This is a genomic window from Mesorhizobium sp. M1B.F.Ca.ET.045.04.1.1, assembly GCF_003952465.1.
Classification (GTDB): Bacteria; Pseudomonadota; Alphaproteobacteria; order Rhizobiales; family Rhizobiaceae; genus Mesorhizobium; species Mesorhizobium shonense.
In genome coordinates, this window is sequence record NZ_CP034448.1 from 4,876,871 (window position 1) to 4,893,593 (window position 16,723).

The 16,723-nt window shown below is 64.3% G+C and carries 15 protein-coding genes and 1 tRNA gene; 9 read left to right on the top strand and 7 right to left on the bottom strand.

The window, feature by feature from the left end; genetic code table 11:
- Nucleotides 1-4: 4 nt before the first annotated feature.
- Together EJ071_RS24020 and EJ071_RS24025 are read right to left on the bottom strand one after the other, a co-directional pair.
- Nucleotides 5-78, bottom strand: a tRNA-Gln gene (locus EJ071_RS24020).
- Between the two features lie 144 nt (nt 79-222).
- Entirely contained in the window at nt 223-1,155 is a 933-nt protein-coding gene (locus EJ071_RS24025) for a lysylphosphatidylglycerol synthase domain-containing protein (RefSeq protein ID WP_126100087.1), read from the bottom strand.
- 247 nt (nt 1,156-1,402) lie between these two features.
- On the opposite strand from EJ071_RS24025, the gene EJ071_RS24030 reads away from it, so the two are divergent.
- Nucleotides 1,403-2,734 (top strand): Ppx/GppA phosphatase family protein, encoded by a 1,332-nt coding sequence (locus EJ071_RS24030; protein WP_126100088.1) that lies wholly within the window; start codon nt 1,403-1,405, stop codon nt 2,732-2,734.
- Complete coding sequence (locus EJ071_RS24035; RefSeq protein WP_126100089.1) at nt 2,734-3,447, top strand: RlmE family RNA methyltransferase; 714 nt, start codon at nt 2,734-2,736, stop codon at nt 3,445-3,447. The genes EJ071_RS24030 and EJ071_RS24035 overlap by 1 nt, the downstream gene beginning before the upstream one ends.
- A gap of 225 nt (nt 3,448-3,672) precedes the next feature.
- Here EJ071_RS24035 and EJ071_RS24040 read toward each other — a convergent pair whose 3' ends face one another.
- On the bottom strand, nt 3,673-5,094 hold the full coding sequence (locus tag EJ071_RS24040) for an MFS transporter (protein WP_126100090.1): 1,422 nt from the start codon (nt 5,092-5,094) through the stop codon (nt 3,673-3,675).
- A gap of 211 nt (nt 5,095-5,305) precedes the next feature.
- Between EJ071_RS24040 and EJ071_RS24045 the strand changes: the two genes are divergently transcribed.
- From EJ071_RS24045 to EJ071_RS24065, 5 genes are all read left to right on the top strand, one after another.
- Nucleotides 5,306-5,551 carry a type II toxin-antitoxin system prevent-host-death family antitoxin gene (locus tag EJ071_RS24045; protein WP_126100091.1) on the top strand — a complete coding sequence of 82 codons (246 nt, stop codon included), beginning with the start codon at nt 5,306-5,308 and terminating at the stop codon, nt 5,549-5,551.
- The gene (locus EJ071_RS24050) at nt 5,548-5,997 is read left to right on the top strand and encodes a PIN domain-containing protein (protein WP_126100092.1); all 450 of its coding nucleotides are present in this window, start codon (nt 5,548-5,550) and stop codon (nt 5,995-5,997) included. The genes EJ071_RS24045 and EJ071_RS24050 overlap by 4 nt, the downstream gene beginning before the upstream one ends.
- Nucleotides 5,998-6,146: 149 nt before the next feature.
- Nucleotides 6,147-7,640, top strand: coding sequence for an IMP dehydrogenase (guaB, locus tag EJ071_RS24055; RefSeq protein ID WP_126102705.1), 1,494 nt, complete (start codon nt 6,147-6,149; stop codon nt 7,638-7,640).
- A gap of 43 nt (nt 7,641-7,683) precedes the next feature.
- Complete coding sequence (locus EJ071_RS24060) at nt 7,684-8,229, top strand: hypothetical protein (RefSeq protein ID WP_245460352.1); 546 nt, start codon at nt 7,684-7,686, stop codon at nt 8,227-8,229.
- Nucleotides 8,230-8,240: 11 nt separating this feature from the next.
- On the top strand, nt 8,241-8,660 hold the full coding sequence (locus EJ071_RS24065) for an MAPEG family protein (RefSeq protein ID WP_126100093.1): 420 nt from the start codon (nt 8,241-8,243) through the stop codon (nt 8,658-8,660).
- Between the two features lie 38 nt (nt 8,661-8,698).
- Here the strand turns inward: EJ071_RS24065 and rnd are convergent, their stop codons facing one another.
- The 3 genes from rnd to EJ071_RS24080 form a co-directional block, all read right to left on the bottom strand.
- On the bottom strand, nt 8,699-9,850 hold the full coding sequence (rnd, locus tag EJ071_RS24070) for a ribonuclease D (protein WP_126100094.1): 1,152 nt from the start codon (nt 9,848-9,850) through the stop codon (nt 8,699-8,701).
- 78 nt (nt 9,851-9,928) lie between these two features.
- Nucleotides 9,929-11,170 carry an MFS transporter gene (locus EJ071_RS24075; protein WP_126100095.1) on the bottom strand — a complete coding sequence of 414 codons (1,242 nt, stop codon included), beginning with the start codon at nt 11,168-11,170 and terminating at the stop codon, nt 9,929-9,931.
- Between the two features lie 139 nt (nt 11,171-11,309).
- Nucleotides 11,310-12,473 (bottom strand): MFS transporter, encoded by a 1,164-nt coding sequence (locus EJ071_RS24080; RefSeq protein ID WP_245459960.1) that lies wholly within the window; start codon nt 12,471-12,473, stop codon nt 11,310-11,312.
- Between the two features lie 177 nt (nt 12,474-12,650).
- Between EJ071_RS24080 and EJ071_RS24085 the strand changes: the two genes are divergently transcribed.
- Together EJ071_RS24085 and aspS are read left to right on the top strand one after the other, a co-directional pair.
- A complete protein-coding gene (locus tag EJ071_RS24085) occupies nt 12,651-13,409 on the top strand; it encodes a DeoR/GlpR family DNA-binding transcription regulator (RefSeq protein ID WP_126100096.1) in 759 nt (252 codons plus the stop codon).
- 139 nt (nt 13,410-13,548) lie between these two features.
- Nucleotides 13,549-15,339 carry an aspartate--tRNA ligase gene (gene aspS, locus EJ071_RS24090; RefSeq protein WP_189521565.1) on the top strand — a complete coding sequence of 597 codons (1,791 nt, stop codon included), beginning with the start codon at nt 13,549-13,551 and terminating at the stop codon, nt 15,337-15,339.
- 99 nt (nt 15,340-15,438) lie between these two features.
- Here the strand turns inward: aspS and EJ071_RS24095 are convergent, their stop codons facing one another.
- The gene (locus tag EJ071_RS24095; protein WP_126100098.1) at nt 15,439-16,632 is read right to left on the bottom strand and encodes a hypothetical protein; all 1,194 of its coding nucleotides are present in this window, start codon (nt 16,630-16,632) and stop codon (nt 15,439-15,441) included.
- Nucleotides 16,633-16,723: the final 91 nt, after the last annotated feature.

Consider the following 16,723-nt stretch of genomic DNA (forward strand, 5'->3'; position numbering starts at 1 on the left):
TGAGTGGCTGGGGAACCTGGATTCGAACCAGGACTAACGGAGTCAGAGTCCGTGGGTCTACCGTTAACCTATTCCCCAGCAGGCGCGGTTTGTGCCGCGCGAAGCGGGCGGCTCAAGCGCCGCGAGCGCTGCCTTGTAGCCGCCGCCGGAAAATAGTCAACCCCGCGCGGCGTTTCAATCGCAGGCTTTTTTCTCGCTTGGTCGCCGAGCGCTTGGGAAGGCTCAGTTTTCGCCGCGGCTGTATTGCGAATGCTCGAAGAACAGCACCACGCAGAGCCCGATGAGCAGCGGGATGATGAGATAGAACAGGCGGAAGACCAGCAGCGCTGCCAGCACGCCGACCGGGTCCATGTCGGACAGCCCGGCGAGGAAGACGACCTCGAACACGCCGAGCCCGCCTGGCGCGTGCGAGAGCTGCGCCACCGAGAACGACACCACGAACACGCCGAGCACGACGAAATAGCCGGGATTGCCCGCCGCGGGCAGGGCAAAGAAGATGATCGCGGCGGCCGCCAGCAATTCGATCGGACCGATCAGCAACTGCCGCGCCACGATCGGCAGCGCTGGATAATGCAGCTGGAAGCTGGCGATCTTGAGGGGCTTGAGATGCAGCCAGCTGCCGAAGACGTAGGCGCCGACCAGGATCAGCATGGCGAGGCCCGCGGCTATCGCCGGTCCGTGATGCGGGGCGCCGGAGAAGCGGTCGACGATCTGCGGCTCCAGCACCAGCACGAGGCCGGCCGCGAGCAGGCTGGAGAGCACGAATGTGATCCAGCAGATCGCCACCAGCACGCCGACATCCTGGCCGGTGAGGCCTCTCGTGCCATAGGCGCGGTAGCGGATCACCGCGCCCGACAGCACCGAGCCGCCGATATTGTGCGACAGCGCATAGGTGGTGAAGGAGCACAGCGTGACGAACAGCCACGACACTTTTTTGCCGATATGGAGCAGCGCGATGTGGTCGTAGCCGGCGAGCGAGGCATAGGCGACGACCGAGCTCAGCGCCGCCAGTATCCAGCCGCGCGGCGGAATGGCGATGATACCGGCCCAGACGTCGTCGAGTGAAATGCCGCGCAGTTCGTGGATGAGCAGCCAGAGCGAGAACACCACGGCCGCTATGCCGATGACCGGCCAGAAATAACGCCTCCAGTTCATGGCGAGATCGTCATGCGTTGCTGCTCATGAGTTGCTGTTGCCCGGCCTCTCTATCCCTCGCTTGAGAAATGCCTGATCGAAGCCGGCTATTCAACCGGCATGAGATTGCCCCGGCGTGACGGTGCCAAAAATCGGACCATGCGCTCTTGGTGATTGCAGATAGCGCTGCTAGTCTGTTCTCAACTTGAAACAAATCGAGGTGCCTGCTGCGTCCTTCCCGGTTCGCGCGGCGCCGGAAGGAATTGAAGTGGAAGACCACGATACCGGCGCGGGCGCGTCGGCAGTGGGCATGTCCGGGGCATCGCCGGCGGAGCCGGCGGGCCCGTCCGCGGGACGGTTCAGCCGCCATGCGGGCGCGCATGCAAAACATGCCGACAATCAAGGCGAGAACCAGAAGGGCAAGACGCGCAAGCGCCGCAAGCGCAGGCGCGGCCGCAAGGTTTTCGCGCGCGATGAAAACGGCGCCATACCGCACGCGGCACCCGCCGCCAATTCCGCCAGCCGCATGCCCGAGCCTGCGCCGATCGTGCCGCAGCCGCGGCTGCCGGTTTCAAGCGTGCCGCGTCCGCCGCAGCACGAACTGCCGGTATTTGCCGCGCTCGATCTCGGCACCAACAACTGCCGGCTTCTGGTTGCGGTGCCGGGCCGGCACGGCCAGTTCCGCGTCATTGATGCCTTCTCGCGCATCGTCAGGCTGGGCGAGGGACTCTCCACCAGCGGCCGGCTCGGCCAGGCTGCCATGGACCGCGCCGTCGAGGCGCTCAAGGTCTGCGGCGAGAAGCTGCGCAACCGCAAGATCAGGAAGGCCAGGCTGATCGCCACCGAGGCCTGCCGCTCGGCTGCGAATGGCGTTGAGTTCCTCGAACGCGTCGAACGCGAGGCCGGGCTGAAGCTGGAGATCATCGATCGCCAGACCGAGGCCCGCCTTGCGGTTTCCGGCTGCGGCTCGCTGGTCGAGCGCGACACGCGCGGCGTGGTGCTGTTCGACATCGGCGGCGGCTCCTCCGAGATCGCGCTGATCGACCTCACGCGCGGCCAGCGCTCGCCGCGGCTCGCCAACCACATCGTCTCCTGGACGTCGCTGCCCGTGGGTGTGGTCTCGCTTGCCGAGCGTTTCGGCGGCCGCACGGTGACGCGCGAGACGTTCTCAGCGATGGTCGACGACGTCGCGATGCGGCTCAAGGCCTTCGATGGGCGCGACCGGCTCGCGCATGTGCTCGCCAGCCCCCAATTCCATCTGCTTGGCACGTCCGGCACGGTGACGACGCTGGCAGGCGTCCATCTCGACCTCGAACGCTATGACCGCCGCCGGGTCGACGGGCTCTGGATGGACCGCACAAGCGTCGACCGCATGGTGGAAAAACTGATCGGCTGGGATTTCCAGCAGCGCGTCGCCAATCCCTGCATCGGCGCCGATCGCGCCGACCTCGTGCTTGCCGGCTGCGCCATCCTGGAAGCGATCCGCGGCGTGTGGCCGTCCGAGCGCTTGCGCGTCGCCGACCGCGGCCTGCGCGAGGGCATATTGAGCGAGCTGATGGCCGACGACGGCGTCTGGCGTCATGACGGGCGTGGCCGGTAATGAGCAAGAAGCCAGAGAAGTCGGGCTCGGCCGGCATGCGGGTGCTGAAAACCAGGATCAAGAAGAAGAGCGGACTGAAGGAGTCCTCGCGCCGCTGGCTCGAGCGCCATATGAACGATCCCTATGTGCAGCGCTCCAAGGCCGATGGCTATCGCTCCCGCGCTGCCTACAAGCTGACCGAGATCGACGACAAACACCATCTCTTGAAGCCCGGCATGAAGGTGATCGATTTGGGTGCCGCTCCCGGCGGCTGGTGCCAGGTGGCGGCCGCGCGGACGAAGTCAACGGCGGAAAATCCGCATGTCGTCGGCATCGACTATCTCGACATGGACGCGGTGCCGGGCGCCGTCATCCTGCGGATGGATTTCCTCGATCCGGAAGCGCCGCAAAAGCTGGCGGAAGCGCTCGGCGGCCAGCCCGACGTCGTGCTGTCGGACATGGCGGCCCCGACCACCGGGCACCGCCGCACCGACCATCTGCGCACCATGCATCTGTGCGAAGTGGCGGCCGATTTCGCGCTGCAGGTTTTGAAGCCCGGCGGACATTTCCTCGCCAAGACCTTTCAGGGCGGGGCAGAGAACGAGCTCTTGTCGCGGCTGAAGCAGAATTTTCGCTCGGTTCACCATGTGAAGCCGCCGGCTTCGCGCGATGAATCGGTGGAGCTGTATTTGCTGGCGAAGGAGTTCAAGGGTCCTGGCACTTCGTCATTCTAGGGCGGAGCAAGGAGCGAAGCGACGCGCGCAGACCCTAGAATCCATTCCGTTACCTTGGCCAAGGAATACCACGGTCCAGAATTCGTATCCGATATTCGCCAGAGCTGCTCCGAGTTCTGCACTGCAGCGGCATGGAAACATCACGGCATGGATTCTAGGGTCTACGCTTCGCTTCGCTGCGCTCCGCCCTAGAATGACGAAGTCACGCAGGGGCGGTACCGTGAGCTACTTCCCCGCAGTCCCCACCGTCTCCAGCGTCTTCGGCGTCGTCAATCTTCCGTGGCCCGAAACCGCGTTGCCGGCATCGGGCGCCAGCTGCATGAAGGTCACCGATGCGATCGCCGACACCGCCGCGACGATGAAGAAGGCGATGTGGAAGTCGCTCAGCGTCAGCGGCCCGCCATGGATCGAGGTCGACACTTCCAGGATGCCGCCGGCCAGCGCCACGCCGAGCGCTATCGACAGCTGCTGGAACACGGCAACGATCGGCGTCGCCTTGCTGGTGTCGGCGGTCGAGACTTCGGCATAGGAGAGCGCATTGACGCCGGTGAAGAACATCGAGCGGATGAAGCCGCCGACCAGCAGTATCGCGAGCATCAGCGCATAGGGTGTTTCGGGCGTGAACAGGCCGTAGATCGCGATCGAGCTGGCGGCGATGAGCGCGCCCCAGATCAGCACCCGGCGGAAGCCGGCGAGCCGGAACAGCAGCGCGGTGACGAACTTCATGCCCATGGCGCCGATCGCCGAGACGAAGGTGATCATGCCGGACTGGAACGGCGTCAGGCCGAAGCCGATCTGGAACATCAGCGGCAACAGGAAAGGCACCGCGCCGATGCCGATGCGGAACAGCGAGCCGCCGAGCACGGAGGAGCGGAACACCTGGTTGCGGAACAGTGTCAGCGCGAGCAGCGGGTTCTTGGCGCGCCGCGCGTGCAGGAGGTAAAGCGTGCCCGAAACCAGGCCGACGGCAACCGTGATGAAGCCGGCGATCGGCGGCAAAGCGGGCAGGCTGACCACCGAGAGGCCGAAGACAATGCCGGAGGCGGCGAGACCGCTGAGCACGAAGCCGGGGAAATCCAGCGGCGGCGTCTCTGTGGGCTCGGTTTCCGGCAAATAACGGGTGGCGAGCCAGATGCCGGCGAGCCCGATCGGCACGTTGATGAGAAAAATCCAGTGCCAAGTGAAATAGGTGGTGATGAAGCCGCCGATCGGCGGGCCGACCAGCGGCCCGACCAGCGCCGGCACCGTCAGCCAGGACATGGCAGCGACCAGCTCGCTCTTCGGCGTGGCGCGCACCAGCACCAGGCGGCCGACCGGCGTCATCATGGCGCCGCCCATGCCTTGCAGGAAGCGCGACACCACGAAGGCCGGCAGCGAGTTGGAGAAGGCGCAGGCGATCGAGCCGGCGATGAAGACGGCGATCGCGGCGCGGAACACGTTCTTGGCCCCGAACCGGTCCGCCATCCAGCCGCTGATCGGAATGAAGATCGCCAGCGACACCAGATAGGCCGTCAGGGCCAGCTTCAGCGCGATCGGGCTGGTGTGGATATCGATGGCGATCGCCGGCAGCGAGGTAGCGATCACGGTCGAATCCATGTTCTCCATGAAAAGAGCGACCGCCAGGATGAGCGGGATGATGCGGTTCAAGGGGAAGCGCCCTGATTTGACTTCGCGATTCTAGGCCTGGCTGGGGGCGAGCCGGCACGCCCGGGCGGTTATCACGCATTGGCCCGGATGTCGCATTAATTTGCTGTCACTTTTGTGCGACCGCAACCATGGTGGTGGACTGTCATGGCTTGCCAAATGCGGATCCTGCCACTATTGTAGTGAAAATAACTACTACAGATCAGGTGCAGCCATGGACGAAACCGTTTCGGCAGCCGATGCCAATCGCAGATTCTCTCATATCTTACGTGAGGTGCGCGACGGCCACAGCTACGTCGTGACCAGCCACGGGCGCCCTGTGGCCCGGATCGTGTCTGCGGAGAAGCACGAAGGCGTTGCCTCCCGCTCGCACGCGGCATTGCTGTCACGCCTCGAACGGCAGCCGATCCTCAATGCCGGACGCTGGACCCGTGATGAACTTTATGAGGACGATCGGTGAAGGTCGCGATCGACACCAATGTCCTGGCCTATGCTGAGGGCGTTAACAACGCGGAGAAACGCGACGTCGTTCTCGAACTGCTACACAGTATTCCACGAGAGGCCGCAGTTATTCCGGTCCAGGTGCTGGGCGAACTGTTCAATGTTCTCGTCCGCAAGGCCGGAAGGTCCCCCCAGGAAGCTCGGGATAAGCTGCTTAGCTGGAGCGACGCGTTCCCGGTTGCCGGGACGACGTCGGAAGTGATGATGATGGCTGTCGATGTTGCGGCGGACCATCGTTTCGGCATCTGGGATGCCGTCATTCTTTCCACTGCTTCGCAAACGGGTTGCCGGCTACTCCTGTCGGAAGATCTGCAGGAGGGCTTCACGTGGGGCGGTGTAACCGTCGTCAATCCTTTTGCATCGCCGCGGCACGCTTTGCTGGATGCTCTTCTGGGTGCGGAATAGGAACCTGAAGCGTCTCGCAACGATCGGCTTTTCAACCGCGGCAGGACGTGTTACCAGCCAGCGCCAATCCTGAAAGGGAAGATGAGAGTCGGCGCTGGCCATTTCGGTCCAGCGCCTTTTCCGCATTCAAAAGGACTGGCCATGGCAAAATCATCGAGACGTCCACCGGCGCGCTGGCGCTGACCTTCGACGACGTGCTGTTGCAGCCCGGCCATTCCGAGGTCATGCCCGGCCAGACCGACATCCGCACCCGCATCGCCGGCGACATCGATCTCAACGTGCCGATCCTGTCGGCCGCCATGGACACCGTCACCGAGGCGAGGCTCGCGATCGCCATGGCGCAGGCCGGCGGCATCGGCGTCATCCACCGCAATTTCTCGCCGGCCGAGCAGGCCGAGCAGGTCAGGCAGGTGAAGAAGTTCGAATCCGGCATGGTGGTGAATCCCGTCACCATAGGCCCTGACGCGACGCTCGCCGACGCGCTGGCGCTGATGCGCGCGCATGGCATTTCCGGCATTCCGGTGGTGGAAAACGGCGGCACCGGCGGCCACACGGTGGGCCGGCTGGTCGGCATCCTCACCAACCGCGACGTGCGTTTCGCTTCCGATCCGTCGCAGAAGGTTTACGAATTGATGACCCGTGAGAACCTGATCACGGTCAAAGAAAATGTCGACCAGGACGAGGCCAAGCGCCTCCTGCACAAGCACCGCATCGAGAAGCTGGTCGTGGTCGACCGGAAGGGCAATTGCGTCGGCCTGATCACCGTCAAGGACATCGAGAAGTCGCAGCTCAACCCTCATGCCACCAAGGACGCGCAGGGGCGCTTGCGCGCCGCCGCGGCCACCAGCGTCGGTGACGACGGCTTCGAGCGCGCCGAACGCCTGATCGACGCCGGCGTCGATCTTTTGGTCATCGACACCGCGCACGGCCATTCGCAGCGCGTTCTGGATGCCGTGACGCGGGCAAAGAAGCTTTCCAATTCCGTGCGCATCCTGGCCGGCAATGTCGCCACTGCAGAAGGCACGCGGGCGCTGATCGATGCCGGCGCCGACGCCGTCAAGGTCGGCATCGGCCCGGGCTCCATTTGCACCACGCGCATCGTGGCCGGCGTCGGCGTGCCGCAGCTCTCGGCGATCATGTCGGCGGTGGAGACGGCCGACAAGGCGGGCGTGACGGTGATTGCCGATGGCGGCATCAAATATTCGGGCGACCTCGCCAAGGCGCTCGCCGCGGGCGCCAGTGCCGCCATGATCGGCTCGCTGCTTGCCGGAACCGACGAGAGCCCGGGCGAGGTCTATCTGCATCAGGGCCGTTCCTTCAAGGCCTATCGCGGCATGGGCTCGGTCGGCGCCATGGCGCGCGGCTCGGCCGATCGCTACTTCCAGGCCGAGGTGCGCGACACCCTGAAACTGGTCCCGGAGGGCATTGAAGGGCAGGTTCCCTATAAAGGACCTGTGGCTGGCGTGCTGCACCAGCTTGCAGGCGGCCTGAAAGCCGCTATGGGTTATGTCGGTGGGCGCGATCTTGCCGAGTTCCGCGAGCGCGCCACCTTTGTGCGCATATCGAACGCCGGACTTCGTGAAAGCCACGCCCATGACGTCACGATCACCCGCGAGAGCCCGAACTATCCGGGCGGACTTTGATCAGGCTGGCGAACAGCCGGACCGTCTAAGCTTGTGGCGTGGCTTGACCGTGGCGGTGCTGCGCCTGTCGCGTCACGCGGCGGCGCTCTCCATCGCGTCCGCGACGGTCTTCATTGCAATGACGGCGCTGGAGTTTTTCTATTTTCGCCGCCTGAGCAGCGGGCTCCCCTCGCTCGACATGCGCGTCACGGGCTTCACGCCCGATCAGGGCATGGCATGGCTGACAGCGCTCGGCCGGCGCGGCGGCGAGATCATCATCGTCTGGCACTATCTGACTTTTGATCTTTTGTTCCCGGCGCTGCTGTCGCTCACCTTGCTTAGCTTGATCCTGGCCTTTGGCCGTCGGCTGAGGAACTTCCGCGCCTTGCCGGCGCAGTTGCAGGCGCTGTCGGCGTTGGTGCTGGTCTTGCCTTACACACTCGCCGATTACGCGCAGAACTTCGCAATCGCGCGGCTGCTGTCCGATTTCCAGTTGGCCAATCCCGATTCACTGTCCTTCGCCTCGTCGCTGACCGTGACCAAGTTCGCGCTTCTGGCCGTTCCCGTCGCGGTCGTCGCGGTATTCGCGCTGGCGGTACGACGGCGCTGAGCGGGCAGGGGATGAATCAGACCGCCATCTTCTGGCCCATGCTGGCGCATGTGCTTCTGGTCTACGTCGTCTATCTGGTGATGTTTAAACGTCGCTACTTCGCCGTGAAGTCCGGCGAGGCCAAGATCAGCCAGTACAAGGTCCGCTCGACCGAGCCGGCGTCGAGCGTCACCGTCGCCAACAATCTGATCAACCAGTTCGAGCTGCCGGTTCTCTTTCATGTGCTGTGCCTGGCGCTCTTCGTCACCAATGGCGTCAACTACCTGACGCTCGCGCTGATGTGGCTCTTCGTCGTCACGCGCTATGTCCACGCCTGGGTGCATCTCAGCAGAAACTACCTGCTGTACCGCAGCCGCGCCTTCTTCGTCGGCGCGGGCGTACTTCTTATCGCCTGGATCTGGTTCGCACTGCACCTGCTTGGCGCGGTGTGAGGCCCTTTCCTTCTCCCCTTGTGGGAGAAGGAGGGGTGCTAAAGATCGAACACCGCGATCCTGCGCTTGTCGAACTTGATGCCGATCTCGCCACGTACCAGTCTCAGCGCCTGGTCGCCGAACACGGCACGCCGCCAGCCCTGCAGCGCTGGAACGTCGGCGGCGTCGCCCTCGGCGGCGATGCGGTCGATGTCGTCGCTGGAGGCGAGCACCTTGGAGGCGACGCCTTCCTTTTCGGCGACGATCCGGAGCAGCACCTTGAGCAGTTCCGCCGCCGCGCTCGAGCCCTCCGGCGGCTGGAATGTCTTCGGCAGTTTCGGCATCGCTTCCTTCGGCATGGCAAGCGCCGTATTGACCGCGCCGAGCAGTGCTGTCGCGGTCGCGGATCGTTCCCAGCCCTTCGGCGTCGTGCGCAGCCGGCCGAGGGCTGTCGCATCGCGCGGCGCCTGTTGCGCGATCTCGTAGATCGCGTCGTCCTTAAGCACGCGGCCGCGCGGCACGTCGCGTTCGCGCGCCTCGCGCTCGCGCCAGGCGGCCACCGCCTGCACGATCGCCAGCTCCTGCGGCTTGCGCAGCCGCATCTTCAGCCGCTTCCAGGCGTCCTCCGGATGCGGATCGTAGGTGCCGCGCGAGGTGAGAACATCCATCTCCTCGTTCAGCCAATGGGCGCGGTCCTCCCGCTTCAGCTCGGCGCTGAGATGTTGGTAGACCTTGATCAGATGGGTGACGTCGGCGAGCGCGTATTCGAGCTGCTTGTCGGAGAGCGGCCGGTGCCGCCAGTCGGTGAAACGCGAGGATTTGTCGAGCCGGGCGCCGGTGATGCGCTGCACCAGCTGGTCGTAAGAGACGCTGTCGCCGAAGCCGCAGACCATGGCCGCCACCTGCGTGTCGAATACAGGATGCGGCACCAGGTCGCCCAGATGGACGATGATTTCGATGTCCTGGCGAGCGGCGTGAAAAACCTTGACCACCGCTTCATTGGCCATCAGCCGGAAAAACGGTTTGAGATCGATGTCAGGCGACAGCGGATCGATCAGCGCCGTCACCCCGGGCGCGGCCATCTGGATCAGGCAGAGGATCGGCCAGAAGGTCGTTTCGCGGATGAATTCGGTGTCGACGGTGACAAATTCCGACTTTTCGAACGCCGCGATGGCGCTCTCGAGTTCTTTCTGGGTGGTGATGACGTGCATCAAATCGCTTTTGACATCATTTTTTAGGCCTCTTTCAATTTCAGTCGCGCGCGCTTTCGTCAAGCCGGCGCCACGTCATCATTCGTCGGCCGTGTCCGAATCGCCGCTTCTCCGCGCGAGCCGCGCGAATAGTGTCGAGGTGCGCAAAAGTGCCGTGAAGCGGCTGCGTTTGCCTGCCGGAACACCCGATCGCACCTGCATCCGGTAGAGGATCACGACAATGAGAATGGCGTAGACGGTGGCGCTGAATACAAACAGGGCGCCCGGTCCGAAATACTGCATCACCGCCGATGCCGCGAACGGGCCGCCAATGGCGCCGAAGGAATAGAACAGCATCAGCGCCGCGTTGATCAGCACGAACTCGCCCTTGTCGGCACGGTCATTGGAGTGTGCAGCCGACAGCGAGTAGAGCGGCATGGCGAAGCAGCCGAAGATGAAGACGATGACGAAGTTGAGGAACGGATCGCCGTGCGCCACGAAAGCAAGCGTCAGCGCTGCGACCATGGCGCAACAGGTTGTGGTCAGCAGCACCGAGCGCCGGTCCCAGCGGTCGGAAAGGTAGCCCAGCGGATACTGGATCAGCGCCCCGCCGAAGATGCCGACGCTGACGAAGGTAACGACATCGGCCACCGACATGCCGATCTCCTCGGCATAGACCGGCGACAGCGTGCGGAAGGCGCTATTGGTGACGCCGACGGCTATGCAGCCGATCGAGCCAAGCGGCGAGATCCGCCAGACACGCGGCAGGTCGAGCTTGACCTCTTCGGGCGGCGCCGGGTTGGAGCGGTCGCCGAGCGAGACCGGCACAAGCGAGAAGGTGATCATCATCGACATGACGGCGAAAATAGCGAAGCCGCCTGCGCCAAAGACCGGGATCAGGAATTGCGCGCCAGTGACCGAGCCGATGTCGACCATGCGGTAGATTGCGAGCACCCGGGCCCGGTCCTTGTTGGTGACGCCGGAGTTCAGCCAGGCTTCCATCACGGTGAACAGGCCGGCGAAGCAGAAGCCGCCGGCAAAGCGTATCGCACACCACATCACCGGATCGATGACCAGCACCAGAAGCAGCGTGCCGACCGAGGCAATGGCGGCAAGCGCCGAAAAGGTCCTGACATGGCCGACGGCCTTGAGGATGCGGGTGATCGCCAGGCAGCCGAGCAGGAAGCCGGCAAAGTAGAACGTGCCCATCAGGCCGATCACCGTGGCGGAAAAGCCCTCCTGCGCGCCACGCAGCGCGATCAGCGTGCTTTGCAGCCCATTACCGCCAAGCAGGATGCCTGCGGCAATGAGGAGCGGGATCAGCGGACGAATGGAAGACATTCAGGGAAGGCAATCACGTTTCAGTGATCCTTCTTGGACCATCGAACCCGCCAATGCCAGTGGCAAATGCTTACATGAAGACGGGCCACGTTCCTGCATCCGGCCGAGGGACATGGGGCTATCAATCGGGCAGGAGCCCCTAAGCTTTGCCGGCTCGTATTTCCATCTCCTGCACGACCGTAGACGGCGCCTCGCCTGGAATCGCGTTGATGGCCTCTGCGGCCGGCCGCCGGCCAAGTGAGCCCGCGGTCAGCAGGCTGAGCGCGACGAACGGGATGCCGATCCCGTAGGCCGAGCGGATGCCCCAATGGTCCGACACGAAGCCAAGCAGCGGCGGACCGAGCAGGAAGGCGATGAAGGAGATCTGCGAAAGCGCCGCGACATTGATCGCCGCGGGCCGGTCCGTCCGTTGCGCTGCGGCGGAGATCGCCAGCGGGAAAAGGGCGCTGCTGCCGATGCCCAACAGGGCAAAACCCAGCATCGAGACGAACGGCAGGGGCGAGAAGAAGACGATGAGCACACCCGCCGCCATCGCTGCCAGCAGCACGCGCGCCACCCCGCTTGGCGAGTGGCGGTCGACGAAGGAGTCGGCGAAGAAGCGCGTGGTTGCCTGCGAGAAGGCAAACAGCGCCACCGTGAAGCCGGCGACGAAGGGGCCGGACTCGAACACGGTGCGCATATAGATCGCCGACCAGTCGATGCTGGCGCCTTCCAAGAGCATCGCCGAAAGCGTCACCGCCACGAGGACGAGGATCGGCAGCGTCGGCCGCGCGAACATCGGCGCCTTTTGGTCGGTCCCGGCGTGGCGGGCCGGCGCCGGGTCGAAGCCGCCGAGGAACAACGCCATCGAAACCGCCACCATCGGCACCACCAGCGCCAGATGGAGTTGCGGCGAAAGACCCAAATGCGCCATCGCGCCGCCGAACAGCCCGGCACCGAAGAAGCCCGCGCTCCAGAAGGAATGCGCCCGGTTCATGATGCGGCGCTTGAGCAGGAACTCCGTCCTGTCGGCCTCGACATTCAGGATGATCTCGACGCTGCCGATCATCAGGCCGACCGGCAGCAGCATCAGGAACAGCGCGACCGGTCCCGGCGCGTGCACGGCGACGGAATAGACGAGCGCGATCAGCGGCACCAGCCAAAGCAGCGCCCGGCGAAAGCCGACACGCTCCAGGACAGGGGTCGCCAGCGTCAGCGCGGTCAAGGTGCCGATCGGCGTACCGATCAGGCTGAGCCCCAGCGTGCCGTCCTCGATTTCCATGGCGCGCTTGATATCCGGCAGGCGCGGGAAAATGTTGCCCATGGCGAAAGAGTAGATCGCGAAACCGGCATAGACGCGGTGCTGAGGGCGAGTTTCAAGCCAAGGGTCATTACGGCACTTCCGATGGGAGGGGTGGGACGGCATCGCCAGTCCATCACGCTATTTCTTGCATAAACATGCAGAACATGCAAGAATGTGCACAAAGAAATAGGATCGTGCATGCTCACCGAGGAACGACACCAATTCATTCGCGACCGGTTGGCGGCGGAGGGAAGGGTGCTGGCCGGCGAGCTCGCCAGCCGCTTTGGGGTCTCGGAAGATACGGTTCGCCGCGATCTGCGCGAGCTGGCGAAAGCCGGGCAGTTGCGCCGTGTCTATGGCGGCGCGGTCGCGTCGGCGCCTTTTGCGGCGGCAACGATCAGCCAGCGCGGCAGCCATGCGGTCGAGGAAAAGCTGCGCCTGGCGAAAGTGGCGGTCGGCGTGCTCACCTCGGGGCAGACCCTGTTCATCGACGGCGGCACCACCAATGAGGCGATCGCCAGGGCAATCCCGCGCGATATCGAGCTGACGGTGGCCACCAACTCGCTCGGCGTCGCATCGGCTCTCGCCGATCTGCCCCTGGTCGAGCTGATCATGCTCGGCGGCCGGTATGTCCGCGACCTCGGCACCTGCGTCGGCGGCGACACGCTGGCCGCCGTGGCGCAGCTCGGCGCCGATCTGTTCTTCCTCGGCTCCTGCGGCCTCGATGCCTCGCGCGGCGTCACGGCTTTCGATTCGGCCGAAGCCGAGGTGAAGCGGGCCATGGCGAGGAACAGCGCCGGCATCGTCATCGCCGCCACCAACGACAAGCTTGCCACCGCGGCTCCCTTCCGTGTCGCAGCGCCCGACGCGATCAGGCATCTGGTGGTCGAAAGGTCCGCGCCCGCCGCCGTGCTTGCCGATTTCCAGCGACAGGGCGCTGAAGTCCACTTCTGTTGAAGGGCCGAAGCCGCGCGCGCCTGTGTGACTGCTTGCCCTGTGTGACCGGTTACCTTGACAAAGCCGGCCTCTCATGCGCTTTTCGCGCCAATTTTCAGGGCCGGGCTTTCGCCCGCAATTCCGGACTTCACCAATGACAATGCATCGTTACCGCAGCCATACCTGTGCCCAGTTGAGAAAGAGCGACGTCGGCAATTCCGTCCGCCTGTCGGGCTGGGTGCATCGCGTGCGCGACCATGGCGGGCTGCTCTTCATAGATCTGCGCGACCATTACGGCCTGACCCAGATCGTCGCCGATCCGGATTCACCGGCCTTCAAGACCGCCGAGGCCCTGCGCGGCGAATGGGTGATCCGCGTCGACGGCGAGGTCAAGGCGCGCCTGCCGGAGACCGTCAACATCAATCTGCCGACCGGCGAGATCGAGATTTTCGCACGTGAGATCGAGGTGCTGTCGGCGGCCAAGGAACTGCCGCTGCCGGTGTTCGGCGAGCCGGACTATCCGGAAGACATCCGCCTGAAATACCGCTTCCTCGACCTGCGCCGCGAAACGCTGCACAAGAACATCGTGGCGCGCACCAGGATCATCGCCGAGATGCGCAGGCGCATGGGCGAGGTGGGCTTCACCGAATTCTCGACGCCGATCCTGACGGCCTCCTCGCCGGAGGGCGCGCGCGACTTCCTGGTGCCCTCGCGCATCCATCCCGGCACCTTCTACGCGCTGCCGCAGGCGCCGCAGCAGTACAAGCAGCTGATCATGGTCTCCGGCTTCGACCGCTATTTCCAGATCGCGCCCTGCTTCCGCGACGAGGATCCGCGCGCCGACCGTTTGCCCGGCGAATTCTACCAGCTCGACCTCGAGATGAGCTTCGTCGAGCAGGACGACGTGCTCTCGACCATGGAGCCGGTGCTTCGCGGCGTCTTCGAAACCTTCGCCGACGGCAAGCCGGTGAACCAGAAATTCCGCCGCATCCCCTATGACGAAGCGATGCGCACCTACGGCACCGACAAGCCGGACCTGCGCAACCCGATCGAGATGCAGGCGGTCTCCGATCACTTCCGCGATTCAGGCTTCAAGGTCTTCGCCAACATCCTGGCCAACGACTCGAAAGCCGAGGTCTGGGCGATCCCGGCCAAGACCGGCGGCAGCCGCGCCTTCTGCGACCGCATGAACTCCTGGGCGCAAAGCGAAGGCCAGCCGGGCCTCGGCTACATCTTCTGGCGCAAGGAGGGCGACAAGCTCGAGGGCGCCGGCCCGATCGCCAAGAACATCGGAGAGGAACGCACTGAGGCTATCCGCCAGCAACTCGGCCTCGCCGATGGCGACGCCGCCTTCTTCGTCGCCGGCGACCCGAAGAAGTTCGTCGCCTTCGCGGGTGCCGCGCGCACCCGCGCCGGCGAGGAATTGAACCTCGTCGACCGCGATCGCTTCGAGCTTTGCTGGATCGTCGACTTCCCATTCTTCGAATGGAACGAGGACGAGAAGAAAATCGACTTCGCCCACAACCCGTTCTCGATGCCGCAGGGTGGCATCGATGCGCTCGGCGGCCAGGAGCCGCTCGGCATCAAGGCGTTCCAGTACGACATGGTCTGCAACGGTTTCGAGATCGCCTCCGGCGGCATCCGCAACCACCTGCCGGAAACCATGGTCAAAGCCTTCGAGATGGTTGGCTTCGATCGCGCTACGGTCGAGGAGCGCTTCGGCGGCCTCTACCGCGCTTTCCAGTATGGCGCGCCGCCGCATGGCGGCATGGCGGCGGGCATCGACCGCATCGTCATGCTTCTGGTCGGCGCCAAGAACCTGCGCGAGGTCACCATGTTCCCGATGAACCAGCAGGCCTACGACCTGTTGATGAACGCGCCTTCGGAAGCCACCCCGCAGCAGCTACGCGAGCTGTCGCTGCGCGTCGCGGTGGCGAAGAAGGAAGGTTAGGAACAGCGCCGAAGCGGTTGCTTCTGCTAAATGAATCGGTCTTGAACAAAAGAAGCCCGGCATCGCTGTCGGGCTTCTTTGCCTGAGCGTTGCGCTCGATCAGTCCTCGTTCGCCTTGACCTTGACACCCAGCGTCTTGGGCAGGTCGAGCGGGTTCGACATGGCGCCGGCCATGATCAGGGCGAACGGCACCGATGACGGTGGCTCGGCCGAGATTTCGAGGCTCTTCGGGTCGTCGAGGAACTTGTTGACCGCCGCCGAGACTTCGGCCGTCAGTTCGGGGTTGTTAAGCTGCGCCATGCCGAACGGCACGATCGCCTTGGCCTGGTTGGCGACATCCTTGCCGGACATGCCCTGCTGCTTGCCGACATAGTCGAGCACCTTGCCGGTCAGCGAATCGTCGTCGAAGCGAACCGAGGCGCCGTTGAAGGACAGCTGCTGCAAGAGGCCGAGCATGGCCATGCCTTGCGCTGAATTGTCGGCGCCCTCCGGCTGCGAGGCGAGCTGCTTCTGCATGGCCTGCATCGACTTGATGAAGTCGACCGTATAGCCGCCGAGGTTGAAGGTCATGCCGAGCGTGCCGGCTTTGTCGACCGATATGTCGTATTTCGACAGCTCCATCTTGCCGTCGCTAGGCTGCCAGGTGCCCGCCATCGAGACGGTGCCGGAGATGTTCTGGTAGCCGAGCGCCTCGATCGCTTCCTTCGACTTCGGGTCGTCGACCAGCGTCAGATCGGCATTGAACTTTTCGGTATTGGCGGTGAAATCCATCGCCTTGCCGTCGGCCGGCGGGGTGATCTGGACGGCGAGCCCGTCCATCGAGAAGGCGGTCTTGTCGCCGACCTTGACCGTCATGTTGGAGAGCTCGGCCGACTTGTACATCATCAGTGAGCCGAGCGGATCGGTGCTGCCTTCGGCCGGCACCTTCATGTCGTGGATGACGAAGGGGCTGAGATTGAGCGTCACGCCGTCCTTGGAGTGCTCCAGGGCGGAGGTCGAGACGGTCGCGATCTCGAAGCCGCCATTGGCCTCGGTGACGCCCTCCAGCTTCACGTCGCCGATCGGCAGCGCTTCCTTCTCGGCAGCCGGCTTGATGGACACGCCCTGCAAGACGACGTTCGAATCGTCACCCGAGGCCCCGGTCCAGGAAATGTCGACGCCCTGGGCGGCAAGCGTTGCCTTGACGCGCTCGGCCACGGCCGGATCGGCGGCAAACGCGGCGTTGAGCGGCAGGGTCAGCAGAAAGGTTGAAAAAGCCAGTTTCTTGAGCATTAATGAGCGTTGAATTGTCATGGCGAGTTCCCTGTCCTGAAAAGTGTTTTGAATTCCTGCACCGTCACCATTCCGTGACGAACGGGACGGGAAAAAGGCGATCTCCGGCCCA